The following is a 24,012-nucleotide window of genomic DNA, read 5'->3' as shown; positions in this document are numbered from 1 at the left end:
GGTACCCTCTGCAGTAAGGAATAGATATGATGCAATCGCAAGACCGCGATGCCGTCGCACTCAGCGCCCGTACGCTGGGGGCGTTGTTCTCTTATGCTCCGGGCAGCGAGCAGGCTACTCCGCTGGTTGCCGCCCTGCGCGACGGCAGCTGGCAAAGTCAGTGGCCCTGGCCGGTCGCGAACGGCCTGGCGGCGCAGTTCGCTCTCGAAGACGATGAACCGCTGGCGGACGCCTGGCAGCGGCTGTTCATCGGCCCGTGGGCGCTGCCTGCGCCGCCGTGGGGCTCCGTCTGGCTGGATAAAGAAAGCGTGCTGTTTGGCGACTCTACGCTGGCGCTGCGCGAGTGGATGCGGGCTAACGGCATCGGTTTGTCTGAGCAACGCGCTGAACCGGAAGACCACTTCGGTACGCTGCTGCTGCTGGCGGCCTGGCTTTGTGAATCCGGTCAGGATGAGGCATTTAACCAGCTTCTGGCCTGGCATCTTCTCCCGTGGTCGGGCCGTTTTCTGAGCGTGTTTATTGCCGGGGCGGGAAACCCTTTTTATCAGGCTCTTGGTCAGCTGGCGCAAGAAACGCTGACGCGATGGCAGGCGCGGCTGCCCTGCGCGGTCGCGGATAAGCCGCTCTACCGCTAATGCCCTGACGTTATGCCCGCCCGCCGGGCATAACGCATTTCGTGACAACGTCACCTTTAGCCTCTTTCGCACTTATCGCTTTTGCGTCTATGCTTATTCCCGGTAAAAATAAGCCCCATTCCCCGTTAACCGAATTCGCTGATGCATCGTCTTCACGCTTATCCTGATGTTCAGGTTATGTTTCGCCGCATGATTATCGCCATGCTGGTCGGCGTCCTCGCCGCGCTCGCGGTTGCCCTGTTTCGCCATGCGATGACCGGTCTGGAAAGCCTGTTTCTGAGCAATGACAGTGGAAGCCTGGTGAACGCCGCCGAGTCGTTGCCACCATGGCGTCGGTTGCTGACGCCCGCGCTTGGCGGCCTTGCGGCTGGCGCCCTGCTCTGGCTCTGGCAGCGCCGCACCCTTGCGCGGCCCCGTGCGCCAACCGACTATATGGAAGCGCTCGAGACCGGCGACGGCGTGTTTGATACGCCAGCCAGCCTGGTAAAATCGCTGGCCTCTCTGCTGGTGGTGACGACCGGCAGCGCCATTGGTCGCGAGGGGGCGATGATCCTGCTGGCGGCGCTGGCCGCGTCGCTGTTCGCCCGCCGCTTTACGCCAAAAGAAGAGTGGAAGCTATGGGTAGCCTGCGGCGCCGCCGCCGGGATGGCCAGCGCTTACCACGCTCCGCTGGCCGGGAGCCTGTTTATCGCCGAGATCTTATTCGGTACCCTGATGCTGGCGTCGCTTGGCCCGGTGGTGATTGCCGCGGTGGTGGCCCTGCTGCTGACCAATCTGCTGAACGGCGATTCGGCTCCGCTGTATCACGTTGAATTCCACGAAACCCTGAGCGCGACGCACTATGCGCTGATGCTGGCGACGGCGCTGCTGGCCGGGCTTTGCGGGCCGCTGTTTATCTGGCTGATGAGCTATAGCCACCGGTGCTTTGTCCGGCTGCGCCTGTCGCCTCCGTGGCAGCTGGCGCTAGGCGGACTTATCGTCGGTCTGCTGTCGCTGCTCGCGCCGGCCGTCTGGGGAAATGGCTATAGCGTTGTGCAAAGCTATCTTCTTTCGCCACCGCTCTTCAGCGCCATGATTGTGGTGTTTGTCTGCAAGCTGCTCGCCGTGCTGGCCAGCAGCGGTTCCGGCGCGCCGGGCGGCGTTTTTACCCCAACGCTGTTTGTTGGGCTGGGGATTGGCATGCTGTTCGCCAGCCTGACCGGACTATGGCTACCTGATTACCAGGCTATCGCGATAGTGGTTGGCTTAACCGGCATGGCGGCGTTTCTGGCAGCCACCACCCACGCGCCGATTATGTCCACGCTGATGATTTGTGAAATGACCGGACAATACGTTTTACTGCCCGGTTTACTGATTGCCAGCGTACTGGCGTCGGTGCTGTCGCGGACGTTACGCCGGGATTCTATCTACCGCCATCACCTCGCCGAGTATCGATAAGTCGATATACTGGCTCAGTTCACGCTGCTCCGCGCGCGGTAAGTAAGGCAGTTCACCGATCAGCGGCGCCGGCAGCTTTTTGCTCAGCACCTCGATGATTTCAGCATAATGCGCCAGGCCTGGGTTAATCCGGTTGGCCACCCAGCCGATCAGCGGCAGGCCGTCGTTGGCAATCGCCTGCGCGGTCAGCAGAGCATGATTGATACAGCCTTCCTGAATGCCGACGACCATTAACACCGGCAGCTGTTCCTGCACCACCCATTCCGAAAGCGGACGCAGATCGTTCATCAGGCTGCGCCAGCCGCCGGTACCTTCAACCACCACATGTTCAACCTGGCCGCTGAGGCGCTGGAGACCATCCGACAGCAGTCCGTAGTTGATCGGGCAACTGTGCGCCACGCTGCTTTCATCTTCGCTTAACGCGATGGGATTGACAGCTTCATACGGTAACACCAGCGATGACACGCTCTGTAAGACCAGCGCATCTTTGTTCCGCAGTCCGTCCGGCGTCTCTTTACTGCCCTTCGCCACAGGCTTGTACCCGGCGACGCTTTTGCCGCTGGCAGCCAGTGCCTGCAACAGCGCACGGGAAACCACCGTCTTGCCGACAGCGGTGTCAGTACCTGTTATGAAGAAACGCTTAAACATCACTAACCCCACAGTTATGTTGATGAAATATACGGGAGAGAAATAATCAACTGTGGAAAAAGTCTACGCGATGCTGCCGGAAGCCAGCTTGAGATAGCGCAATTTTTGGTGTGAATATGAAAAAATGTTAACCCTGTAACAGTCGTATCAGCAGCGATCCGTTATAGAGGGCATCCTTTACCAGGGCCGCGCCAGCCATCGTTCCCCGGTTAGAAAACTGGGTGCTTTCCACGGCAATATGTCGGCTATAGGCTGGTAACGATTGTTGTCGAATACAATCAGATATTGCCGGAAACAGGATATCCGCGGCAAGATTGAAGGGAGAGCCGATAAGGATTTTCTGCGGGTTAAAGAGGTTAACCATAATCGCCAGAATCCGTCCAACGTGGTTCCCGACGCCGCTGATAATGTCCCGCGCCAGTAAATCCCCCTGCAGCGCGGCCTGACATAGCCATTCAACGCTCAGCGGCTGCTGATGCAGCATTGAGCTCATCGACTTCGCCATGCGGATCTGCGCCAGTTCCAGCACACTCTCCACGCTGGCAATGGTTTCCAGACAGCCATGGTTACCGCAATAGCAGCGTTTACCATACGGGTCGACCTGGGTGTGGCCGATTTCGACCAGACTGCTGCTGCCCGCGTGCAGCAGACGACCGTCGGTGATCACGCCCGCGCCAACGTTATGGTCGATCACCACCTGAATCACATCTCGCGCTCCCCGGGAGGCGCCAAACAGCGATTCGGCCATGGTCCAGGCGCTGATATCGTGCTGAATATAAACCGATACGCCGGTATGATTGGCTAAGATTTCGCCCAGCGGCATGTCTTTAACGTCTTCATAAAACGGCATCCGGTGGATGATTCCGTGCTCGGTATCGATGATCCCCGGCATGGTGACGGCGATGGCGGTTAAACGCTCCAGCTTCTTTTGGTGACGAATAAAGAACTGGTCAACCTGATCGAGCAGCCGGCTCGCGAAGGGCTGAACGTGCTGTAACGCCAGTTCCAGCTGCTCTTCCACCACCAGCGCGCTGCTTAAATCCCGTAGCGCGAGGTGGATCTCGCCGCGGCTGATGCGGATAGAGAGGTAGTGCCAGGCTTCGGTTTCCACCATCAAGCCAACGGCAGGCCTTCCCCGGCTCCCTGGCTCCTGGATCTCCGTCTCCTGGACCAGATGCGCTTCCAGCATTTCGCGGACGATTTTGGTGATGCTGGCAGGGGCCAGCTGCGCGAAGCGCGAGAGGTCGATGCGCGACACCGGGCCAAGCTGATCAATCAGGCGATAAACCGCGCCCGCGTTGGTCTGCTTAATTTGATCGATATGGCCTGGCTGACTGTCCGCTACCACCGTTGACTCCCTTTATTTTCGCGCTTCGAAATAAACTGATGGCTATGGTGAAGCACTTCAACGGTACTCGTCAAATTTTTGCTTAGCCTTGTGATTTACCGCACATTTTTAGCCGTTATTTGTCCTAAATGTCTCATGTGGCGCTGGCAAGCAGCGATTCACGAAAACGCCGGGCCGCTTGCCCCTGTTCGTGATGCTTCGACCACACCAGCCACATTTCCGACACCGCGTCCTGCTCTTCGATCGGCAGCCAGCACATTTCCAACAGCTGGACCCGCCTGAAGGACGCCGGTAAAATCGACACGCCAAGACCGGCGGCCACCAGGCCGATAATCGTCATTGCCTCCCCCACCTCCTGGGTGATGGCTGGCGTCAGGTCGTAGCGGCGCATCAAGCCCAGAATGTCGTCATACAGCCCGGTACCCACATGGGGATCGAAAAACACGAACGGCTCCCGCGCCAGTTCCCGCAGGCTTACGCGCGGCTGGCTGGCCAGCGGATGATCGCGGGGTACCATCGCCAGCAGCGGTTCGCGCAGCACTCTTTCCCAGGCCAGGGTATCCGGCAGCTGGGTATTACGCATCAGTCCCAGATCCAGCGCGCCTTCGTTCAGCGGCACAATCTGCTCGCGCGTGTTGGTTTCCCGCGTCTGAATATGCACATCGGGATAGCGGCGGCGAAAGGTCGACAGCGTGTCGGAAACCGCCTTGATAAAGGGGGCCGATGAGGTAAAGCCAATGCGCAGCTCGCCGGTTTCGCCGTGGTGAAGCCGAGCCGCGCGCGCGGCAGCATCATCGACCTGCGAGAGGATCTGCCGGCTATCGGCGAGAAACTGCCTTCCGGCTTCGGTCAGGCTGACGCTGCGATTAGTACGAGCAAACAGACGCGCGCCAATTTGCTGTTCAAGGATTTGAATCTGCTGGCTAAGCGGCGGCTGAGAGATATTTAACCGCGCCGCCGCATGGCCAAAATGGAGCTCTTCCGCCACGGCAATAAAATAGCGCAGATGGCGCAGTTCAATATTCATATTTAAAACGTCTTATTTGAGATTATTAATATATTAGACAGAATATTTACATTTTCATACCCTGAATAAGTGGCCATTGCGGTCACTTAACTCTCTGTATATCAGCAAGGATTTTTCCGTGAGTCGTACAACTACCGTTGACACCGCCCCGGCAAACGACGTCAGCGACATCATCGCTCCTCAGCCAAACCAGTTTATCAAACGCGGTACTCCGCAATTTATTCGCGTCACTCTCGCCCTCTTTTCTGCCGGACTGGCGACGTTCGCGCTGCTTTATTGCGTCCAGCCGATCCTCCCGGTGCTTTCCAGTGAATTCGGCGTCTCGCCGGCCAGCAGCAGTATCTCGCTGTCGATTTCCACGGCGATGCTGGCGGTCGGCCTGCTGTTTACCGGTCCGCTGTCCGACGCCATTGGCCGCAAACAGGTGATGGTTACCGCGCTGGTGCTGGCCTCCTGCTGCTCACTGCTGTCGACGATGATGTCCAGCTGGCATGGGATCCTGATGATGCGCGCCCTGATCGGCCTGTCGCTGAGCGGCGTGGCGGCGGTCGGCATGACCTATCTGAGCGAAGAGATTCACCCCAGCGTGGTGGCGTTCTCAATGGGTCTTTATATCAGCGGAAACTCCATTGGCGGCATGAGCGGCCGTCTGCTGACGGGGGTATTTACCGATTTCTTCGGCTGGCGGATAGCGCTGGCGGTCATTAGCGGCTTCGCGCTGGCGGCCGCGCTGATGTTCTGGCGCATCCTGCCGGAATCGCGCCACTTCCGTCCAACCTCGCTGCGGCCAAAATCGCTGCTGATCAACTTCCGCCTGCACTGGCGCGATCGCGGGCTGCCGCTGCTGTTTCTTGAGGGTTTCTTGTTAATGGGGTCATTCGTGACGCTGTTTAACTATATCGGCTACCGCCTGATGCTTTCGCCGTGGTCCCTCAGCCAGGCGGTCGTTGGCCTGCTATCGGTGGCCTATTTGACCGGTACCTGGAGTTCGCCGAAAGCCGGGGCCATGACCGTTCGCTACGGTCGCGGCCCGGTGCTGCTGTTCTCGACTGCGGTGATGCTCGGTGGCCTGCTGCTGACCCTGTTCTCGTCGCTGTGGCTGATTTTTATCGGCATGCTGCTGTTTTCCGCGGGTTTCTTCGCGGCCCACTCGGTGGCCAGCAGCTGGATTGGCCCGCGCGCGCGTCGTGCCCGCGGCCAGGCGTCATCGCTCTATTTATTCAGCTACTATCTGGGTTCCAGTATGGCGGGGACGTTAGGCGGCGTATTCTGGCATAACTACGGCTGGAACGGCGTAGGTGGGTTTATCGCGCTGATGCTGCTGGCGGCGCTGCTCACCGGCGCGTGTTTACACAAGCGACTGAAATAACGCAGATTAACGTGGCCTGAAACGGGCCACGCTCTTCACCACATCCCCAGTACCGACGACATTCCCAACAGTTCTCTAACGGCATCGACGGAAAGCAGTGCTATAAACAGCCAGGTAAACGGATTCATAATCCACCTCGCATCGGCGGCCCGTGCCTGCATTAAGTTTAGCCGTAGTTCAGAGAAAGCGTCTGCTACTTTACGCACATCTGGATTATTTCGAGCCAAACATAAAATACGCAATCGATTAATCACTACATTATGCTGATGCTTGCGTCGAGCGGGCGAGCCGACGCTGTGGGCAATTTCCCATTAACGTCGGGGTGATTTATGTCGAAAGCGCCCGCATCCCTCGACCCCACCGGCGGATCGCGATAGTGTAGGCCCACGAAAAAGCTTTTGTTCACTTGCCACCGTCAGAGTGTAAACATGACCGAAAATAAAAATTATCATCAGCTTACCCGCACCTTCCAGCGACTCTCCCGCTTCTCGCATCTTTCCGCCATCGCCGGCTGGGATATGTTCGCCATGATGCCCCCCGGCGGCAGCGCGGCCCGCGGCGAAGCGCTGGCCGAGCTTGGCGTTTTGCAGCATCAGATCCTGACCGATAAAAAAGTGGGTGAATGGCTGCAGAATGCGCTTCAGGAAGAGCTAAATGATGTGGAACAGGCCAACCTGCGCGAAATGACCCGTCAGTACGAACAGGCGGCGCTGCTGCCGGAAAGCCTGGTGGAAGCGAAATCGCTGGCGGGTAGCCGCTGCGAGCACGCCTGGCGCAGCCAGCGTCCGGCGAACGACTGGCAGGGTTTTGCCGAGAACCTGCGTAACGTCGTCAAACTGAGTCGCGAAGAGGCGCAGATTCGGGCTGCGGCAAAAGGCGGTTCCCGCTACGACGCGCTGCTGGATATTTTTGAACCCGATATGACCAGCGCCCGTCTTGACGTACTGTTCGCGGACCTGAAATCCTGGCTTCCTTCGCTGCTGGAGAAGGTGGTTGAGAAGCAGGCGCAAACGCCGCTCATCGAACCTCAAGGGCCGTTTCCGATTGCCGACCAGCGCGAGCTGGGGCTGGAGGCGATGCGCGTGCTGGGATTTGATTTTGACGGCGGACGCCTGGATATCAGCGCCCACCCGTTCTGTGGCGGCGTGCCCCAGGACGTCCGTATCACCACGCGCTACAACGAAAACGACCTGCTCAGCGCGCTGTTTGGCGTCATTCACGAAACCGGCCACGCGCGCTATGAACAAAACCTGCCGCGCAACTGGCTCGATCAGCCCATTGCCCTCGCCCGCTCCACGGCGATCCATGAATCGCAAAGCCTGTTTTTCGAGATGCAGCTTGGCCGTAGCGACGCCTTCCTGCAGCGCCTGCTGCCAACGGTACACCAGTACTTTGGTGAACAGCCGGCCTTTAGCCGCGAAAACTTCATCGCCTGGAACCAGCGCGTCAAACCGGGCTTTATCCGCGTCGACGCTGACGAAGTGAGCTATCCGGCACACGTTATTCTGCGCTACGAAATTGAACGCGCGCTGATTGATGGCGATATTGAGGTCGAGGATATTCCGGCGCTGTGGGATGAAAAAATGCAGCACTGGCTGGGACTTTCCACCCTCGGCAACTATCGCGACGGCTGTATGCAGGATATCCACTGGACCGACGGCGGTTTTGGCTATTTCCCTTCCTACACGCTTGGCGCGATGTACGCCGCTCAGCTGATGGCTTCCGCCAGACGGGCGCTACCGCAGCTGGAAAGCGATATCGCCAACGGTAACTTCAGCGCCCTGTTTGACTGGCTGCGGCAAAATATCTGGCAGCACGGTAGCCGTTTTACCACCTCGCAGCTGATTCAGCATGCAACCGGAGAAGACCTTAACAGCGACTATTTCCGCCAGCACCTTACCTCGCGTTATCTGTAAATCACCGGCGTCGGGCCGCGCCCGACGCCGTGTCCCATCGTTGTAGCAGCGCGTTGTACATATGGTTACACGCCGATACCAAACACTCACGGAAACCTCGATAAGACAGGCATATAGTTCTTTCAACGGCCCCGCAGTGGGGTTGAAACAAGAAACCTTTTCGAGGATATCAGAATGAAAAAAGTATTAGCTCTGGTCGTTGCCGCTGCAATGGGTCTGTCTTCTGTTGCTTTCGCTGCCGATGCTGCCACCACCACGACTCCGGCGCCGGCTGCTGCAACTCACAGCACCACCGCTAAAGCGACCCACCATAAGAAACACCATACCGCCGCTGCGAAACCAGCTGCTGAGCAGAAAGCGCAGGCTGCGAAAAAGCACAAAAAAGCAGCCGCTAAACCCGCTGCCACCCAGAAAGCGCAGGCCGCTAAAAAGCACAAAAAAGCAGAAGCTAAACCGGCTGCCACCCAGAAAGCTCAGGCCGCTAAGAAACACAAAAAAGCCGCTGCTAAACCGGTAGCTCAGAAAGCACAGGCAGCGAAAAAACACCACAAAACCACCAAACATCATACCGCTAAACCAGCTGCACAACCGGCTGCTTAATCTCCCGGGTTAAGCGATGTGATATGATATCGGCGCTGGCTTCAGCGCCGTTTTTTTCTGGAGAGCACCATGCTGCGGCGCTATCGTTTTGAGCTCATCCTGATCCTGCTGATTATCTGCGCGCTGGTCGCCAGCCGTTTTTTTCTTTACTAAACCTATTGCTGCCACAGGTTGTCGCCGAGACCGTCGTCAAACGTTTGACGTAACGCGCCGTTAGCCAACGACGAACCGCCAGAATATCAAGCGAAAGCACGCTCCGGTCGATACGCACCCACACCGCCGTCAACAGCCCCAGACAGCAGCCGATACCGTCGGCGATATGAATACACTGCGGAAAAAAGAGAATATCGTTGGGGTCGCTTAATGCGGTCGCCAAACCTGCCATCACCCCGCTACGCTTTGTTGCCACCTGCTGCGCAACGGCACCTTCACGCAATATTGCCGGCAGCGTTAGCGCCCGGAAGAGAAAAAGTAAGGGACGGAGATTTTGCTGACGAGAACACCGGCGGCCTGCCCGGGGATTTATCTATCAATCAAACGCCGGAACGGGCGGCGCTGGCCGCAAAGCGCGCTCAGCCCGCCGCTTAAACCTGCCTGGTTCCGCCACGATGAGGCCGCGGATTAAAGAACGTGAACCGCCGTCACCAGCAGATAGCCCGTCGCGCCCCAAATCATTGCTGATACCAGCGAAACGTAAACCAATGCGCGAATACCTTGTTTAGACATAAATCCTCCCGTATATCGGGTGTTTGACATTGCAGATATCATCGCCGGGATAACATCTCTGTTTGCTCAACAAGGTGATAGCAATAACAACGTTTTCGGTGAGAAAATGTTTCGCTTTGAAAGTAATTGATAAACAGGTAAAGAAGTCCGATTTTCCTGTGAAGATATCTCTTTTTTTGCGTGATATTGGCCGTTTTCGCCATTAACTGCCTTGAGAAAAAGCTGAACCGAAAATCCTTTATTCGCCCCCCGCCGGTTGTACGTTCGGATACACGATTTATGTTGCTTCCGTTGCCCTTTTCTGCGGAAATAACGCCGCAGGAAAATGGCGTTAACATATTGAATTCACGCCATTCATCCGTAAGCGACTGGCGTTTTTTGCTGATTTCGCCTGCCGCCTGGCTTAATTAAAATTATTCTTAACTTTCATAAACTTAAATCTGCTGCTACTTTCAATATACATAATTATCTCCCCAGAGAGTGATATGCGTAGAGACGTCCTGTTATTACTGTGTTCAATTTCCCTGTTTCCAGCGCTGGTCCAGGCCGACGATGATGGTATGAGTGCAAAAGATATTAAGACGCTGTTTTTTGGTCATGACGACCGAAAACCGGTCAGCAACCCCACGGACGATCCCTGGGATGCGATTGGGCAACTGGAAACCGCCAGCGGTAATCTCTGTACCGCCACGCTTATCGCCCCCAATCTGGCGCTCACCGCCGGGCACTGCCTGCTCACGCCGCCCAAAGGCAAACCGGATAAACCCGTCGCGCTGCGTTTTATCTCGCGTAAAGGCGGCTGGGTGTACGAAATTCACGGTATTGAAGGCCGCGTAGACCCTTCGCTGGGGAAACGGCTTAAGGCGGACGGCGATGGCTGGATAGTTCCCAGCGCCGCGGCGCCGTGGGATTTTGGCCTTATCGTGCTGCGCTACGCCCCTTCCGGCATTACGCCGGTGCCGATTTTTAGCGGCAGCAAAGCCGATCTGACCGCCGCGCTAAAAACCGCAGAACGAAAAGTGACTCAGTCTGGCTATCCGGAAGATCATCTGGATAATCTCTATACCCACCAGGATTGCGTAGTCACCGGCTGGGCGCAGACATCGGTGCTCTCTCATCAGTGCGATACGCTGCCGGGGGATAGCGGCTCGCCGCTGCTGCTGAAAACCGACGACGGCTGGCAGGTGATTGCGGTGCAGAGTTCGGCGCCTGGACCAAAAGATCGCTGGCGGGCGGACAACCGCGCCATCTCCGTCACCGGCTTTCGCGATAAGCTTGAAGCGCTGGCTGCCCAGTAAGCGGTCAGCCTTGCTGCTGGCGCAGCTGCAATAACGACGCGACGGGCATCGGCTCGCTGAAGAAGAAACCCTGCAATCTGTCGCATCCCGCCCGCCGCAGCAGCGCCAGCTGTTGCTGATTCTCAACGCCCTCCGCCACCACCGTGATGCCTAACGCTCCGGCAATACGGACGGTCCCGCGCACCAGCTCCGCCGCCTGGGTATCCACATCCACCAGCCCGGCCAGGGATTTGTCGATTTTAAGACTGTCGAAGCTGAAGCTGCGTAAATAGCCGATGCTGGAATAGCCGGTGCCAAAATCATCGAGCGCCACCGCGATGCCAAGCGCCCTTAAGTTCTCAATGGCCGACTTCGCCCGCTCGGGATTCTCCAGCACGTAGCTCTCCGTGACTTCGAGCTGTAACCGACGGGCCGGGAAATGACAGCGGCCCAGCGCCTGCACCACCCGCGACTCAAACTCCGGATCGCGGAACTGCGCCGGGGAGATATTCACCGACAGCAGCAGATCGTCCAGTGGCTGCAGTTCGCTACAGGCGCGTTCAAGCACAAACTGGCCAAGCGCGTAGATCAAACCGCTACTTTCGGCGATACCGATAAACGCATCCGGCGGCAGCGCCCCCTGAGGACGCCGAGGCCAGCGCAGCAGCGCTTCCACGCCTTCCATAACCAGCGTATCGGCGTTGACGATCGGCTGATACCAGACATCAAACTCTTCGTTCTCCAGTCCCTGACGAATGCCATTTTCGATATTCAGCTGATACTGCCGCGCGTCGCTGAGCGCTTCGTCATACCAGGTCGTGCGCCCTTTGCCGGTTTTTTTCGAGTGGTACATGGCAATATCGGCGCGGCGAAAAAGCTCGGTGCTGGAGCAGCTTGCCGGGAGGCCACTGGCGATACCGATACTGGCGCTGATATAAATTTTTCGCTCGTTGAGGATAACGGGCGCTTTTAACAGTTCCAGTACCGCCCAGGCAAAAGCCAGCGCCTGATTTACCGCCTGTTCGCCGCTTACCGTCATCGCGAACTCATCGCCGCCCATACGCGCCAGCATTCCTTCAGGCGGAACGCGCTCCCGAAGTTCTTTAGCGATATGAATAATCAGCGCATCGCCAACGTCATGGCCGTAGTTATCATTAACATCCTTAAAGCCGTCGAGATCGATAAATACCACGCTTTGCATTTGGTATTGGGAGGTATCGCACACCTGGTTAAGGCGTTCGATCAGCGCCCGTCGGTTTGGCAGGCGGCTCAGCCAGTCGGACATGGCACTGTCGCGCGCCAGCTTTTCGCCGCGCGCCAGCTTGTAAAGCCCGAGGTAGCTGAAGAGAATAAACAGCAGGATCAGCCCAGCCGCCACGGCGGCAATCAGCCGCATACTGTCGGAGGCCGCCCGCGCGGCTTCCGCGCCGGGAAGCCCCGGCTGCCAGCTCAGGTAACCCACGATCTCCCCGGCCTGGGTGCGCAGCGGAATACTGTATTCTCCGCCGCCTGGCGTGACGTGCAGGTTGCGAATCTGAAACGTGTCGCCCAGGCGCTCAAGCATTTGCGAGTTGATATGGCGGGTGATCACCAGATAGCGACGCGTATCATCATGCACCTGTAGCCGCCCTGCCGTCGGGCGAATCAGGCCAATACCAATAAACGCAATACCGGCGCGGGTTCGCGTGATGCCGGCATAAGCGCTTTTACCGCTGCGCAGCGCGGCGGCATGCTGCGAGATAAGCGAACGAAAACCGTTGCCGAGGAATTGGGTATCCTGCTCGGTAAAGCTCTCACTGCGAAACGATCCCCACAGCACCCGATAGTGCTGGTCGAGTACGAAAGTGCCGTCATAGAGATTATTGATTTTAAAACCCGATCCCCATGAGTTGTAGAGCCATTGCGGATCGAGCCTATCGGTATAGGTCTGATGCACCGCATCATCCCAGATAGCGTTATCCATCACCAGCGACAGCACGCGGTTCACCGAGGTCTGCACCGCCCCGTCCACCGATAGCACGGAACGATGTTTATCAATTTCGTTTGCTTTCAGGCCGATCAGGTGTTGGGTGAGATAAAGGAGCGAAACAATGGACACGATTAAGCCGATCCCGGCGAGGACAATCATGATGGACAGCGTTCTGGCGGAGGGAATATTGCGCCAGCCTGGCAAATGAATCATGTTCTGCCCTCATATCGGCCGGCAGCAAAATACGCCGAACTGGCTCTTTTTTAAGCGTAATACAGAGAGCAGAATTTGCCGCCCGCATTCACAGGCGGCATCATATCAGGCGAGTTTAATTAACACCATGCCGACCACCAGCAGAAGCAGACCGGCCCAGCCTTTATGATTCAGCCGCTGGCCAAACAGCACCCAGCCGGCGGCAATGGTCGCCGCGATACCGAAACCGCCCCACAGCGCATAGGCCACCGACAGGTCAATTCCTTTGACCGCCTGCGAAAGCGCGCTAAAGGCGCCCAGGACCGCCGCCAGCGACATAATGCCGTAGAATTTACGTCGAAAGCCGTCGGAAAATTTCAGAAAAACGTTGGCCAAAATTTCCAGCGCAATCGCCAGCGCCAGCCAGGCGGCGTGGACCCACTCAAACTGTTGCATGCGCTTTCTCCTTGCCCGGCTTCACCGCTTTCTGCGTCCCCGATTTAATCAAGACAATCCCGGCGACCAGGGTCACCAGGCCGGCGATTTTTATCGTCGACAGCGTCTCATCAAACAGCAGGACGCTGAAGATAGTGATCAGTAAAATGCCGATCCCCTCCCAGAGGGCATAGGCCACGCCGAGGGCGATTTTTTTCACCGCGAAAGCCAGAAAAATATAAGAAAGCGCGATCATGACCAGCATTAAAATAAAACCAGTATGTCCGCCGCTTACGCTTGCCCATTTCATCGACAACGTGCCGGTAATTTCAGCAACGATAGCTAAAGCTAATAAAATCCAATAAAACATGATCCCTTCTCCTGCTTGAGAATATAATCCATGGCGGCTTACAGAGAAGTAAACCGGAAAAATTCTGACGTTAAATTAGCCGTGCGCAGCGCGCCAGCTCAGGCAGAGAGAAAAAGACTAAAGCGCCGAGCGCCAGTGCTGCTCGCCGAGAAAGCGGGAGTGAGAGAGGGATACTGCAGGGTGAAAAGAAATATACATCCTGAACTGATTGTCCATAAAATTACAATTATCCGCGGTATTGCTTCTCGTCATTTGCGGATCAAAATTGTCCTCTGTAGTTATACACACGCAGATTTGTACCATAACGCCACATTTAACTCAAAGTCTTTGCAGTTCTTTACCTCTGGTATTTGATTTGGATTAGTTTTTTCCGATCGCAATCACCATTATGATATCGTTCCGGCCATTATTGATTAATTGGTCGTTTTTTTTCATTTTAGCGGACGCGACGCGCTGAGACGCCGACTTTGCCAACGTCTACAATGACTCACATTAGACCCCATTTTTTCTCTCGCAGGGAGCGGTATGGCCAAACCCATCATCACGCTTAACGGCTTAAAAATAGTCATCATGCTCGGCATGCTGGTTATCATCCTGACAGGCATTCGCTTCGCGGCGGATATTATCGTTCCTTTTGTTCTGGCGATCTTTCTGGCGGTGGTGATAAACCCGCTGGTTCAGCTCATGGTGCGCTGCCGGGTACCGCGGGTGCTGGCTATTTCGCTCCTGGTCGGCGTGATTGTCCTGCTGGCCGTTGTGCTGCTGGCCTCGCTCGGCACGTCGCTTAACGAGCTTGCGCGCACCCTGCCGCAGTACCGTAATTATCTCTATGAACCGATGCAGACCGTTGCGCCCTGGCTACAGCGCTTCGGCTTTACCGTGTCGGTGGTGGAGCTGAATAAGTATATTGACCCCAACGCGGTGATGACGCTGGTGACCGGCCTGCTCACCCAGCTTTCCAACGCGATGTCCTCTATCTTCCTGCTGCTGCTGACGGTGGTCTTTATGCTGCTGGAAGTGCCGCAGCTTCCCGCGAAGCTGCAGCAGCTGATGTCGCGGCCGGTGGAGGGAATGGGCGCGATTCAGCGCGCACTGGATAGCGTCTCCCACTACCTGGTGTTAAAAACCGCCATCAGCCTGGTGACCGGCCTGGTGGTCTGGGGAATGCTGGTGCTGCTGGACGTCCGCTTTGCTTTTATGTGGGGACTGCTGGCCTTTGCGCTCAACTACATTCCCAACATTGGTTCGGTGCTCGCGGCGATCCCGCCGATCCTGCAGGTGCTGGTGTTTGGCGGTCTGTACGAAGCGCTGGTGGTCCTGGCAGGCTATCTGGTGATTAACCTGGTGTTCGGCAATATTCTTGAACCGCGCATTATGGGCCGCGGGCTGGGGCTGTCGACGCTGGTGGTCTTCCTGTCATTGATCTTCTGGGGCTGGCTGCTGGGCCCGGTGGGTATGCTCCTCTCGGTACCGTTGACGATTATCGTCAAAATCGCCCTCGAACAGACGGTGGCCGGGCAAAGTATTGCCTTTCTGCTGAGTGATTTGAGTAAAAACTAACGCCATTGCGTATGCTTCCCCGGAGGCGATGCTGGCGCATCTGTCCGGGCTACCGGATCGCAGACGACCCTTAACCTGTAGCCCGGGCAGGCGCTTTGCGCCGCCCCCGGGAGCAGAGCGCGGAGCTGATGAACTTCCCCGGAGGCGATGCGGCGCATCTGTCCAGGCTACCGGCCCGCAGACGCCCTTAACCTGTAGCCCGGCTAAACGCAGTGCGAGCCGGGAAGCCGCGCCAATACCTCAACCCGGTACGTCCCCTGCTCGTAGACCAATCATTCGCAATCATTATTGATCGTCATCACATCTCTGCCCCGTCAATCATTACTCTTACGCTAACGATTCGCCATCGGCCTTAATTGATGCCCGCCACCTCGCGACGCACACTTACTTCCACACCAGGACAATCAAAACGATTCGTCGAATCAGGAGGTTAATAATGAGTGCCGAACAAACGACGGGACGCGTCTGGAACCGTCGCCGTACGGAAAAACAGCGGCGACTGACCGAGGCGAAGGTCTCGGGCAAAGTGATCCCCACCGACCAGCTGGTCGCCGTTCTTGAGCAGCTGCTGGCCCCCGGCGACCGGGTGGTGCTGGAAGGCAACAACCAGAAACAGGCTGATTTCCTCTCGCGGATGCTGGCGGAAGTTAACCCACAAAAAATTCACGACCTGCATATGATTATGCCGAGCGTCGGGCGCAGCGAGCATCTGGACCTCTTCGAAAAAGGTATCGCCCGCAAGCTTGATTTCTCCTTCTCCGGTACCCAAAGCCTGCGTATTTCGCAGCTGCTGGAAGATGGCCTGCTGGAAATCGGCGCTATCCACACCTACATCGAGCTTTACTCTCGCCTGTACGTCGACCTGTCGCCAAACGTCGCGCTGATCGCCGGTTACAAAGCCGACCGCAAGGGCAACCTTTACACCGGGCCGAGCACCGAAGATACCCCGGCGCTGGTGGAAGCCGCCGCGTTCCATGACGGCATCGTTATTGCGCAGGTTAACGAACTGGTCGATGACGAGTGCGATCTGCCGCGCGTGGATATACCCGGTTCGTGGATTGACTACGTGGTCGTCGCGGATAAACCGTTCTTTATCGAGCCGCTGTTTACCCGCGATCCGCGCCTGATTAAGCAGGAACATATCCTGATGGCGATGATGGCGATTAAAGGCATCTACGCCGAGCATCAGGTGCAATCCCTGAACCACGGGATCGGCTTTAACACCGCCGCCATCGAACTGCTGCTGCCGACCTACGGCGAACAGCTCGGCCTGAAGGGCAAAATCTGTAAACACTGGACGCTGAACCCGCACCCCACCCTTATTCCGGCAATTGAAAGCGGTTGGGTCGAGAGCGTGCACTGCTTCGGCGGAGAGCTGGGAATGGAAGAGTACATTCGCGCGCGTCCGGATATCTTCTTCACCGGCGCCGACGGCTCCATGCGCTCCAACCGCGCGTTCTGCCAGCTGGCGGGACAGTATGCGGTAGATATGTTTATCGGCTCGACCTTACAGGTTGACGGCTACGCCAACTCCTCGACGGTGACCCGCGGCCGCCTCTCCGGCTTCGGCGGCGCGCCGAATATGGGCCACGACCCGCACGGTCGCCGCCACGCTACGCCGGCATGGCTCAACATGATCACCGAACCGGATCCGATGCAGCGCGGTAAAAAGCTGGTCGTTCAGATGGTGGAAACCTTCCAGGCGGGCGTGAAACCGACCTTCGTGGAAAAACTCGACGCCGTTGAGGTCGCCAAAACCTCCGGAATGCCGCTGGCGCCGGTGATGATTTACGGCGATGACGTCACCCACGTGCTGACCGAAGAAGGCATCGCCTATCTCTATCGGGCGGAAAGCCTGGAAGAGCGTCGGGCAATGGTGGCGGCCGTGGCCGGGATCACCGATATCGGGCTCGGCGTTGACGCCAAACGCGTGGCCGCACTGCGCCAAAGCGGCAAAGTCGTCTATCCGGAAGATATCGGTATCCGCCGCAGCGACGCCACCCGCTCTCTGCTCGCCGCCGGCAGCGTAGCCGATCTGGTGGAGTGGTCCGACGGTCTGTACAACCCACCGGCAAAATTCCGGAGCTGGTAATGAAAAAACTCTCTCCCCACGTTGCTGAAACCCGGGCCCGCTGGCTGGCCCAGACCGCCAGCGCCTGCCTGGTTGACGAAGCGCGACTCAGCCCCAAGCCGGGCCTGGTGGATAGCCGCGGCAACGGCGCGCATCAGGACCTGAACCTGGCCCTGATGGAGCGTTCGGCCCACAGCCTGCAACCGACGTTTCACGCGCTGGCTCAGCAGAGCTGGCGGCGTCCGGCCGACGTTGCCCTGCGCGAAACCGTTGGCCGGCTTGGCCGCGAAGGCGAAGCGCGGATGATGCAGGCGACCGCCGGGGTCAATACCCATCGCGGCGCTATCTGGGCGCTGGGCCTGCTGGTCAGCGCGACGGCGATGCTCGGGGGGGAGGGTCAGGCACAGAGAATTACGGAAACCGCCGCCGCCCTGGCCCGTCTGCCGGACGCCTGCGCGCCAAAGACCTTCAGTAAAGGTCTGCGCGCCAGCCGCCGCTGGCAGGTTCCGGGCGCGCGGGAAGAAGCGCAGCGCGCTTTTCCGCACATCACCACCCTGGCGCTGCCGCAGCTATTGCGCAGCCGGGCCGCGGGAGCCAGCGAGGATCAGGCCCGGCTTGACGCGCTGATGGCGATTATGACCTCGCTTAGCGATACCTGCGTGCTCTCCCGCGCCGGAATGGCGGGCCTTGAGGCGATGCGGCAAGGCGCAGGCGAGGTGCTGGCGGCAGGAGGATGTGCGACAGCCAGGGGGCGCGCCGCGCTGGCGCGTCTCGACGTGCAGATGCTGGCGCAGAACGCCTCGCCGGGTGGCGCGGCGGATCTTCTTGCCGCCACCCTGTTTCTCGACCGGGTTTCCGCTTAACGCATTCAGAGGATGTTATGGAACAGATTAAATTGTCATTCCCTGCCAACCGCGCCCTCAGCGGCAAAGCGCTGGCAGGCGTTGTCGGCTCCGGCGATATGGAAGTGCTCTATACCGCCGGACAGAGCGATATGCTCAACGTAGAAATCACCACCTCCGTGGACAACAGCCAGGCGCGCTGGAACGCGCTGTTCGAACGACTGAGCCTGATTAACGGCCTGCCCGGCGGACAGCTGATCATCCACGATTTCGGCGCCACGCCCGGCGTCGCGCGGATCCGTATTGAACAGGTTTTTGAGGAGGTGGCTCATGCGTAACGATCGCAGCTTTATTGAACTCCGCGCCCGTGAACGCGCCCGCACCCTGCTGGATGACGGCAGCTATCGCGAACTGCTGGATCCCTTTGACGGCATTATGTCCCCGTGGCTCGGCGCGCAGGGCATCGTCCCGCAGTCCGACGACGGCATGGTCGTCGCAAAAGGCACCATTAACGGCCAGCCGGCGGTAGTCATTGCCATCGAAGGTACCTTCCAGGGCGGCAGCATGGGCGAAGTCTCCGGCGCGAAAATGGCCGCCGCCCTTGAGCTGGCGGCGGAAGATAACCGCAACGGCATTCCTACCCAGGCGGTTCTGTGCCTGGAAACCGGCGGCGTGCGCCTGCAGGAAGCCAATCTGGGCCTTGCCGCCATCGCCGATATTCACGCCGCGATTGTCGACCTGCGCCGCTACACCCCGGTAATCGGCATCGTTGCCGGTACCGTCGGCTGCTTCGGCGGGATGTCCATCGCCGCGGCGCTGTGCAGCTACCTGATTGTCACCCGTGAAGCGCGTCTGGGCCTCAACGGACCGCAGGTTATTGAACAGGAAGCGGGGATTGAAGAGTACGACTCCCGCGACCGTCCGTTTATCTGGAGCATGACCGGCGGCGAAATTCGCTACGCCAGCGGGCTGGTGGATGCCCTGGTGGGCGATGGCATCAACGCGGTGAAAAGCGCGATGAACGAAGCCATTGCCAAAGGCGTGCCCGCGCAGCATCGCAGCGACAAATATGAAGATTTCCTGACCCGTTTGACCCATTTCGATACCCGCCAGCAGGCGGATACCGCGCAGATCAAACAGCTATTCGCCCGGGAGGAGAAATAATGAGCCAGTTCACAAATCGCGCCGCGCTGTGGCTAAACCAGCTGGCGCCGAACGCCCCGCTAATGACCGGTCTGTGCCCCTCGGTGCAGGTTGCCGATGCCGATTTTAACGGTGAAACCGCCCGTTTTATCGCCGTGGTGCCGGATGCTAATAACCATTATCCACGCGCCGCTCAGGGTGAAGTCGGCCTGCTCGAAGGCTGGACGCTGGCCAAAGTGGTCAACGAAACCATCGACGCCGATGCCGATAACGCGGTGAAGCGCCCGATTATCGCGGTTATCGATGTCCCCAGCCAGGCCTATGGCCGTCGCGAAGAAGCGTTCGGTATTCATCAGGCGCTGGCGGGCGCCGCGGGCGCCTACGCCAAGGCGCGGCTTGCCGGACATCCGGTGATTGGTCTGATCGTCGGCAAAGCGATGTCCGGGGCGTTTCTCGCCCACGGCTACCAGGCCAATCGTCTGATCGCCTTTAACGACGCCGGCGTGCTGGTGCACGCGATGGGCAAAGCGTCCGCCGCGCGTATCACGCTACGTACCGTTGAGGCGCTGGAGAAACTGGCAGCAACCATTCCGCCGATGGCCTATGACGTCAGCAACTACGCAACGCTCGGCCTGCTCTCCGCCCTGCTGGATATCAGCAATCCTGACGCGCCGGACGCCCGCGATCTGACGCTGGTCACCGACACCCTGCGCGACGCCATCGCTGACGCCCGCCGGGATGTCTCGCTGAAGTGCCGCCTTGGCGCGGAGAACCGCCGTAGTTCCCAACAGGTGCGCGATCGCATGCGCGCCAGCTGGTAGTCAGTCCCTAAGTAGAAGAAAACCTGCCGGAAGCGGCCGCCCGGGGCGCCATCGCGCGCTCCGGGAAGGAACCGCTTTTAGAAATTATAACAATCGCGCCAGTACTCTATTTTCATTTACAGGTGATTTATGACTTATGTGATTATTCATGCCCTCGCGCCGATTTTTGTCATCATGCTGCTGGGCTTCTGGGCCGGCAAGGCCAAAATGGTCGATAACAAAAACGTCTCTTTACTCAACATCTTCGTGATGGACTTCGCCCTGCCCGCCACGCTGTTCAGCGCCACGGTGCAAACGCCGTGGAGCGGTATTGTCGCGCAATCGCCGCTGGTGCTTGTGCTGACCGGGGCGATGTGGATTACCTATGCGGCCATCTACTTCCTCGCGACCCGCGTCTTCAAGCGCTCGCCGCAGGATGCCGCCGTGCTGACCCTGACCGTCGCGCTGCCTAACTACGCCGCGCTTGGCCTGCCGATTCTGGGCAGCGTGCTCGGCGAAGGCGCCTCCACCTCCCTCTCCGTCGCCGTTTCCATCGCCTGCGGATCGGTACTGATGACGCCGTTCTGCCTGCTGATTCTGGAACGTGAAAAAGCGCTCGCCGCCGGAGAGAACAGCGGCTCGACGCTGGCAATGCTGCCGGTTCTGATGTGGCGTTCGGTGAAAAAACCGATTGTCTGGGGTCCGCTGCTGGGGGTCGTGCTTTCGGCCATCGGTATCAAAATGCCGGATCTGCTGCTGGCCTCTATCAAACCGCTGGGCCTGGCGGCGACCGCCGCCGCGCTGTTCCTGACCGGGGTGATTCTGTCGGCGCGTAAGCTGCAGCTCAATGCGCTGATTGCCACTTCCACTATTGTCAAACTGCTGGTGCAGCCGTTTATCGCCTGGGGTCTGGTGATGCTGCTGGGGCTGCACGGCTCTATCGCCATTACCGCCATTCTGATGATTGCGCTGGCGGCCGGTTTCTTTGGCGTGGTCTTCGGCAACCGCTTTGGCGTGCAGTCGCCGGATGCGGAAGCGGTGCTGCTGTTAAGCTCGGTTCTGTGTATTCTGTCGCTGCCGCTGTTTATCACCTTAACGTCAGGAATCTAACGATGTCATCAACGCCGCGTCCTCATGATTTAGTCTGGTTGAATAATGCCGCCGCGCTGGAGGCGATTGAGGAGTCCTGGGTCGCACAGTACTGGCGTATTAGCCTGCCGGTGGTGGTACGACGCGACGTTGATGCTAACGCCCGCATTCCGGTGGGCGTACGGGGTATGAAGCGCGAGCAACGGGCCGCAGGCTGGGTACAGAGGGAAAATATCGTCCGTACCGTCAGCCCGGAAACCCTCGCCGATCGCCAACAGCTCCTGCGCTCGCCGTTTGTCTCCCAGCCGCCGGTACAGGCGGCGATATCACTGACCTTACACCCCTGGCCGTGGCGCTGGGGCATTACCGGCAGCACCGGCTACGCGCTGGCCACCGAGATTCCGGTGCTTCACGCCGCCAGCGATCTCGATCTGCTGATCCGCGCGCCGCAGCCGATCGCTCGCGAAGCGCTGCTCGCCTGGCAGTCCCGCGTCGCGCAGCTGCCCTGCCGGGCGGATACCCAGGTCGAAACGCCCGCAGGGGCTTTCGCGCTAAATGAGTGGCTGCGCGATGGCCGCGCCCTGCTGAAAACGTCCCGCGGCGCGCGCCTGACCGCTGCGCCGTGGAACAGGGAGGAAGCATGAAAATTATCTTTACCTTTCCCGGTCAGGGAAACCAGCGGCCGGATATGCTCGCCGCGCTTCCCGACCGCCAGAATATCCTCGCTGAAGCGCGAACCGTGCTTGGCGATGAAGTAGACCATTTAGATACCGCCGCCGCGTTAAAACATACCCGTGCGGTGCAGCTGTGCCTGCTGATCGCAGGCACAGCCTGGGCGCGGGAGCTGCAGCGTCAGGGAGTAAATCCGGACATGGTCAGCGGCCTGTCGATAGGGGCTTTCCCGGCGGCGGTGATGGCCGGCGCGCTGGATTTCACCGACGCCCTGCGGCTGGTGGCGCTGCGCGGCGATTTAATGGAGCAGGCGTATCCTCACGGTTACGGGCTGACGGCGATTATGGGCCTGACGCTCGACCGCGTGGAAAAGCTGATTGCCGGCAGCGACCTCTATATTGCCAACCTGAACGCGGAAACGCAGATTGTCATTGCCGGACGCGACGACGAGATGGCCCGCGTAGCCCGGCTGGCGCTGGCGGCTGGCGCCGGTAAAGCACAGCAGCTGGAGGTCAGCGTACCTTCCCACTGCGCGCTGCTGGATGAACCGGCGGCTAAGCTGGCAAAGGCATTCACTGACGTCACGCTGCAGCGCCCGCGCTGCGCCTATCTGAGCGGCTCCACGGCGCGTGTTTTATGGGACCCGTTAAGCATTGCCGACGATTTAGCGCGGAATATGGCGCGAACCGTGCGCTGGCAGGAAGCGATGATCGCCGCTGATGAACGGGACGCGCGGCTGGCGATCGAGATGCCGCCCGGCGGCGTACTGACCTGTCTCACCCGCCAGGCGGGCTGGCAGGGGGAGTGTATTGCGCTGGAGCGCAGCGGTATAGACGTTGCCCGTCACCTGGCGAACCGGCTTAACGGCTGAGGCTGCGGGCGTACATCCGCCCTTCTGCCGCCAGCGCCAGCAGGTCGGCGTCGCGCTCGCGATGGTGTGAGTAGACAATGGAGATCAGCTGGCGCATCTGATACGGCTCCGCCAGCTTCAGCAGCTGTACGTCGTTTTCATACACCTTTTTCATTCGTCCCGGCAGCAGCGCAAAGCCTACGCCCGCCTGCACCAGGCTAATCATCGAAAAGATATCGTTAACCCGGGTGACGATTTCAGGCTCGAATCCGGCCACCTGGAAGGCGTCCTGAAATCCGGCATAGGTGGCAAACCCTTCCGCCAGCGAAACAAACTTGCGCCTGGCGTAATCGCGCAGCTCGGCGGGAGCGGTGGTTTCCAGCTGTTCCGTCGCCGGGGCGGCGAGGAAGATATCGTCCTCAAACAGCGGGACCACATCAAAAGCCGAATTATTGAATTCACCTTCGTTGGTGGCGATCAGGATCGCATCAAGCGCGTCATCTTCCAGCATATCCAGCAGCATCTGATTGGAGCCCATGGTGAGATCCAGCTCCAGCTCCGGCCGACGCAGCTTCATGCCCATAATAATGCGCGGCACGGTTTCAAGGGTCAGGGAATAAAGCGTGCCGATGCGCAGCCGGCCCTGCCCGACGCCGGCTACTTTACGCGTCGCTTCCAGGCCGCGGGTCATCAGGCTCATGACGTCCTGGCAGTACTCCAGCAGCGTCCACGCCGCCGGGAGCGGCAGCAGGTTGCGCCCTTTATGAATAAACAGCGGGCAGCCGACGCCCTCTTCCAGCGTATGCAGCGCCCGGTGGACGCTGACGCCGCTCAGCTGCATGGCCTCAGCGGTTCTGGCGATGTTCCCTTTCGCCATAAACATCATAAATACCGACAGCTTGCGGAAAGTGATGTCCTGATTAATGTCGTCTTTCATTGCCCTGGGCTCCGCGTTTCGGTCTTCATTAGCATTTTCTTTCGTGATTTCAAGACAGTATAACCACAATTAATGAATGAAGGATTAGCCGGAAGGGGG

At 58.7% G+C, this 24,012-nt stretch carries 24 protein-coding genes; 15 read left to right on the top strand and 9 right to left on the bottom strand.

What is annotated here, in order from left to right:
* The first annotated feature begins 26 nt into the window (after positions 1–26).
* Positions 27–635, top strand: coding sequence for a Tat proofreading chaperone DmsD (dmsD, locus tag F8562_RS12025; protein ID WP_014838620.1), 609 nt, complete (start codon positions 27–29; stop codon positions 633–635).
* Positions 636–776: 141 nt separating this feature from the next.
* Positions 777–2,072, top strand: a complete 1,296-nt coding sequence (gene clcB, locus F8562_RS12020; RefSeq protein WP_014838621.1) for a voltage-gated ClC-type chloride channel ClcB — start codon at positions 777–779, stop codon at positions 2,070–2,072.
* Here the strand turns inward: clcB and bioD are convergent.
* The 3 genes from bioD to F8562_RS12005 all read right to left on the bottom strand — a co-directional run bounded on the left by bioD (position 2,025) and on the right by F8562_RS12005 (position 5,095).
* Positions 2,025–2,720 carry a dethiobiotin synthase gene (gene bioD / locus F8562_RS12015; protein ID WP_004851267.1) on the bottom strand — a complete coding sequence of 232 codons (696 nt, stop codon included), beginning with the start codon at positions 2,718–2,720 and terminating at the stop codon, positions 2,025–2,027. The two genes, clcB and bioD, sit on opposite strands and share 48 nt — an antisense overlap.
* A gap of 127 nt (positions 2,721–2,847) precedes the next feature.
* Positions 2,848–4,068, bottom strand: coding sequence for a sugar metabolism global transcriptional regulator Mlc (mlc, locus tag F8562_RS12010; protein WP_014229533.1), 1,221 nt, complete (start codon positions 4,066–4,068; stop codon positions 2,848–2,850).
* A gap of 133 nt (positions 4,069–4,201) precedes the next feature.
* Positions 4,202–5,095: a LysR family transcriptional regulator gene (locus F8562_RS12005; RefSeq protein WP_014229534.1), complete on the bottom strand. Its 894-nt coding sequence runs from the start codon at positions 5,093–5,095 to the stop codon at positions 4,202–4,204.
* A gap of 118 nt (positions 5,096–5,213) precedes the next feature.
* On the opposite strand from F8562_RS12005, the gene F8562_RS12000 reads away from it, so the two are divergent.
* The gene (locus F8562_RS12000) at positions 5,214–6,464 is read left to right on the top strand and encodes an MFS transporter (protein ID WP_014229535.1); all 1,251 of its coding nucleotides are present in this window, start codon (positions 5,214–5,216) and stop codon (positions 6,462–6,464) included.
* 35 nt (positions 6,465–6,499) lie between these two features.
* Here F8562_RS12000 and F8562_RS29455 read toward each other — a convergent pair whose 3' ends face one another.
* Positions 6,500–6,592 (bottom strand): KPN_01571 family protein, encoded by a 93-nt coding sequence (locus F8562_RS29455; protein ID WP_004851273.1) that lies wholly within the window; start codon positions 6,590–6,592, stop codon positions 6,500–6,502.
* A gap of 300 nt (positions 6,593–6,892) precedes the next feature.
* Here F8562_RS29455 and F8562_RS11995 point away from each other — a divergent pair, with 300 nt between their 5' ends.
* Both F8562_RS11995 and asr read left to right on the top strand, forming a co-directional pair.
* Positions 6,893–8,380, top strand: a complete 1,488-nt coding sequence (locus F8562_RS11995) for a carboxypeptidase M32 (RefSeq protein ID WP_014838623.1) — start codon at positions 6,893–6,895, stop codon at positions 8,378–8,380.
* Positions 8,381–8,554: 174 nt separating this feature from the next.
* Positions 8,555–8,980 carry an acid resistance repetitive basic protein Asr gene (asr, locus tag F8562_RS11990; protein ID WP_009654716.1) on the top strand — a complete coding sequence of 142 codons (426 nt, stop codon included), beginning with the start codon at positions 8,555–8,557 and terminating at the stop codon, positions 8,978–8,980.
* Positions 8,981–9,092: 112 nt separating this feature from the next.
* Here asr and F8562_RS11980 read toward each other — a convergent pair whose 3' ends face one another.
* Positions 9,093–9,389 carry a hypothetical protein gene (locus F8562_RS11980; protein ID WP_177951964.1) on the bottom strand — a complete coding sequence of 99 codons (297 nt, stop codon included), beginning with the start codon at positions 9,387–9,389 and terminating at the stop codon, positions 9,093–9,095.
* A gap of 802 nt (positions 9,390–10,191) precedes the next feature.
* On the opposite strand from F8562_RS11980, the gene F8562_RS11975 reads away from it, so the two are divergent.
* Positions 10,192–11,004, top strand: a complete 813-nt coding sequence (locus F8562_RS11975; RefSeq protein WP_014229539.1) for a trypsin-like serine peptidase — start codon at positions 10,192–10,194, stop codon at positions 11,002–11,004.
* Between the two features lie 4 nt (positions 11,005–11,008).
* On the opposite strand, the gene F8562_RS11970 is transcribed toward F8562_RS11975, so the two are convergent.
* From F8562_RS11970 to mdtJ, 3 genes are all read right to left on the bottom strand, one after another.
* A complete protein-coding gene (locus F8562_RS11970) occupies positions 11,009–13,165 on the bottom strand; it encodes a putative bifunctional diguanylate cyclase/phosphodiesterase (RefSeq protein ID WP_014838629.1) in 2,157 nt (718 codons plus the stop codon).
* A 105-nt stretch (positions 13,166–13,270) separates the two neighbouring features.
* A complete protein-coding gene (mdtI, locus tag F8562_RS11965; RefSeq protein WP_004851284.1) occupies positions 13,271–13,600 on the bottom strand; it encodes a multidrug/spermidine efflux SMR transporter subunit MdtI in 330 nt (109 codons plus the stop codon).
* The gene (gene mdtJ, locus F8562_RS11960) at positions 13,587–13,949 is read right to left on the bottom strand and encodes a multidrug/spermidine efflux SMR transporter subunit MdtJ (protein ID WP_004851286.1); all 363 of its coding nucleotides are present in this window, start codon (positions 13,947–13,949) and stop codon (positions 13,587–13,589) included. Before mdtJ ends, mdtI begins: the two co-directional genes overlap by 14 nt.
* Positions 13,950–14,474: 525 nt before the next feature.
* On the opposite strand from mdtJ, the gene F8562_RS11950 reads away from it, so the two are divergent.
* The 9 genes from F8562_RS11950 to mdcH all read left to right on the top strand — a co-directional run bounded on the left by F8562_RS11950 (position 14,475) and on the right by mdcH (position 22,997).
* On the top strand, positions 14,475–15,509 hold the full coding sequence (locus F8562_RS11950; protein WP_004119683.1) for an AI-2E family transporter: 1,035 nt from the start codon (positions 14,475–14,477) through the stop codon (positions 15,507–15,509).
* A 436-nt stretch (positions 15,510–15,945) separates the two neighbouring features.
* On the top strand, positions 15,946–17,601 hold the full coding sequence (gene mdcA, locus F8562_RS11945; protein ID WP_004851289.1) for a malonate decarboxylase subunit alpha: 1,656 nt from the start codon (positions 15,946–15,948) through the stop codon (positions 17,599–17,601).
* Complete coding sequence (locus F8562_RS11940; RefSeq protein ID WP_014838630.1) at positions 17,601–18,443, top strand: triphosphoribosyl-dephospho-CoA synthase; 843 nt, start codon at positions 17,601–17,603, stop codon at positions 18,441–18,443. Before mdcA ends, F8562_RS11940 begins: the two co-directional genes overlap by 1 nt.
* A 17-nt stretch (positions 18,444–18,460) precedes the next feature.
* The gene (gene mdcC / locus F8562_RS11935; RefSeq protein WP_014838631.1) at positions 18,461–18,760 is read left to right on the top strand and encodes a malonate decarboxylase acyl carrier protein; all 300 of its coding nucleotides are present in this window, start codon (positions 18,461–18,463) and stop codon (positions 18,758–18,760) included.
* Entirely contained in the window at positions 18,753–19,586 is an 834-nt protein-coding gene (locus F8562_RS11930) for a biotin-independent malonate decarboxylase subunit beta (RefSeq protein ID WP_004851300.1), read from the top strand. The genes mdcC and F8562_RS11930 overlap by 8 nt, the downstream gene beginning before the upstream one ends.
* Entirely contained in the window at positions 19,586–20,386 is an 801-nt protein-coding gene (gene mdcE, locus F8562_RS11925) for a biotin-independent malonate decarboxylase subunit gamma (protein WP_014838632.1), read from the top strand. Before F8562_RS11930 ends, mdcE begins: the two co-directional genes overlap by 1 nt.
* 129 nt (positions 20,387–20,515) lie before the next feature.
* Entirely contained in the window at positions 20,516–21,475 is a 960-nt protein-coding gene (locus F8562_RS11920) for an AEC family transporter (RefSeq protein ID WP_004851304.1), read from the top strand.
* Between the two features lie 2 nt (positions 21,476–21,477).
* On the top strand, positions 21,478–22,098 hold the full coding sequence (locus F8562_RS11915) for a malonate decarboxylase holo-ACP synthase (protein WP_014838633.1): 621 nt from the start codon (positions 21,478–21,480) through the stop codon (positions 22,096–22,098).
* A complete protein-coding gene (gene mdcH / locus F8562_RS11910) occupies positions 22,095–22,997 on the top strand; it encodes a malonate decarboxylase subunit epsilon (protein WP_014838634.1) in 903 nt (300 codons plus the stop codon). Before F8562_RS11915 ends, mdcH begins: the two co-directional genes overlap by 4 nt.
* Here the strand turns inward: mdcH and F8562_RS11905 are convergent.
* The gene (locus F8562_RS11905; protein WP_014838635.1) at positions 22,987–23,913 is read right to left on the bottom strand and encodes a LysR substrate-binding domain-containing protein; all 927 of its coding nucleotides are present in this window, start codon (positions 23,911–23,913) and stop codon (positions 22,987–22,989) included. The two genes, mdcH and F8562_RS11905, sit on opposite strands and share 11 nt — an antisense overlap.
* Positions 23,914–24,012 lie beyond the last annotated feature (99 nt).

This window comes from Klebsiella sp. RCJ4, from assembly GCF_009025755.1.
Classification (GTDB): Bacteria; Pseudomonadota; Gammaproteobacteria; order Enterobacterales; family Enterobacteriaceae; genus Klebsiella; species Klebsiella michiganensis.
The sequence above is the reverse complement of the archived record's forward strand: the minus strand, read 5'-3'. Positions and strand labels throughout refer to the sequence as shown.

Excerpts from the sequence above, each read along its gene's own strand:
- bioD (WP_004851267.1), bottom strand. The coding sequence starts at position 2,720 with ATGTTTAAGCGTTTCTTCATAACAGGTACTGACACCGCTGTCGGCAAG.
- F8562_RS11995 (WP_014838623.1), top strand. The coding sequence starts at position 6,893 with ATGACCGAAAATAAAAATTATCATCAGCTTACCCGCACCTTCCAGCGA.
- mdcC (WP_014838631.1), top strand. The coding sequence starts at position 18,461 with ATGGAACAGATTAAATTGTCATTCCCTGCCAACCGCGCCCTCAGCGGC.
- mdtJ (WP_004851286.1), bottom strand. The coding sequence starts at position 13,949 with ATGTTTTATTGGATTTTATTAGCTTTAGCTATCGTTGCTGAAATTACC.
- clcB (WP_014838621.1), top strand. The coding sequence starts at position 777 with ATGCATCGTCTTCACGCTTATCCTGATGTTCAGGTTATGTTTCGCCGC.
- F8562_RS11905 (WP_014838635.1), bottom strand. The coding sequence starts at position 23,913 with ATGAAAGACGACATTAATCAGGACATCACTTTCCGCAAGCTGTCGGTA.
- F8562_RS11940 (WP_014838630.1), top strand. The coding sequence starts at position 17,601 with ATGAAAAAACTCTCTCCCCACGTTGCTGAAACCCGGGCCCGCTGGCTG.
- F8562_RS11930 (WP_004851300.1), top strand. The coding sequence starts at position 18,753 with ATGCGTAACGATCGCAGCTTTATTGAACTCCGCGCCCGTGAACGCGCC.
- F8562_RS11915 (WP_014838633.1), top strand. The coding sequence starts at position 21,478 with ATGTCATCAACGCCGCGTCCTCATGATTTAGTCTGGTTGAATAATGCC.
- mdcA (WP_004851289.1), top strand. The coding sequence starts at position 15,946 with ATGAGTGCCGAACAAACGACGGGACGCGTCTGGAACCGTCGCCGTACG.
- mdcE (WP_014838632.1), top strand. The coding sequence starts at position 19,586 with ATGAGCCAGTTCACAAATCGCGCCGCGCTGTGGCTAAACCAGCTGGCG.
- dmsD (WP_014838620.1), top strand. The coding sequence starts at position 27 with ATGATGCAATCGCAAGACCGCGATGCCGTCGCACTCAGCGCCCGTACG.
- F8562_RS11920 (WP_004851304.1), top strand. The coding sequence starts at position 20,516 with ATGACTTATGTGATTATTCATGCCCTCGCGCCGATTTTTGTCATCATG.
- F8562_RS11950 (WP_004119683.1), top strand. The coding sequence starts at position 14,475 with ATGGCCAAACCCATCATCACGCTTAACGGCTTAAAAATAGTCATCATG.
- F8562_RS11970 (WP_014838629.1), bottom strand. The coding sequence starts at position 13,165 with ATGATTCATTTGCCAGGCTGGCGCAATATTCCCTCCGCCAGAACGCTG.
- mdcH (WP_014838634.1), top strand. The coding sequence starts at position 22,095 with ATGAAAATTATCTTTACCTTTCCCGGTCAGGGAAACCAGCGGCCGGAT.
- F8562_RS12005 (WP_014229534.1), bottom strand. The coding sequence starts at position 5,095 with ATGAATATTGAACTGCGCCATCTGCGCTATTTTATTGCCGTGGCGGAA.
- F8562_RS11975 (WP_014229539.1), top strand. The coding sequence starts at position 10,192 with ATGCGTAGAGACGTCCTGTTATTACTGTGTTCAATTTCCCTGTTTCCA.
- F8562_RS29455 (WP_004851273.1), bottom strand. The coding sequence starts at position 6,592 with ATGAATCCGTTTACCTGGCTGTTTATAGCACTGCTTTCCGTCGATGCC.
- asr (WP_009654716.1), top strand. The coding sequence starts at position 8,555 with ATGAAAAAAGTATTAGCTCTGGTCGTTGCCGCTGCAATGGGTCTGTCT.
- mdtI (WP_004851284.1), bottom strand. The coding sequence starts at position 13,600 with ATGCAACAGTTTGAGTGGGTCCACGCCGCCTGGCTGGCGCTGGCGATT.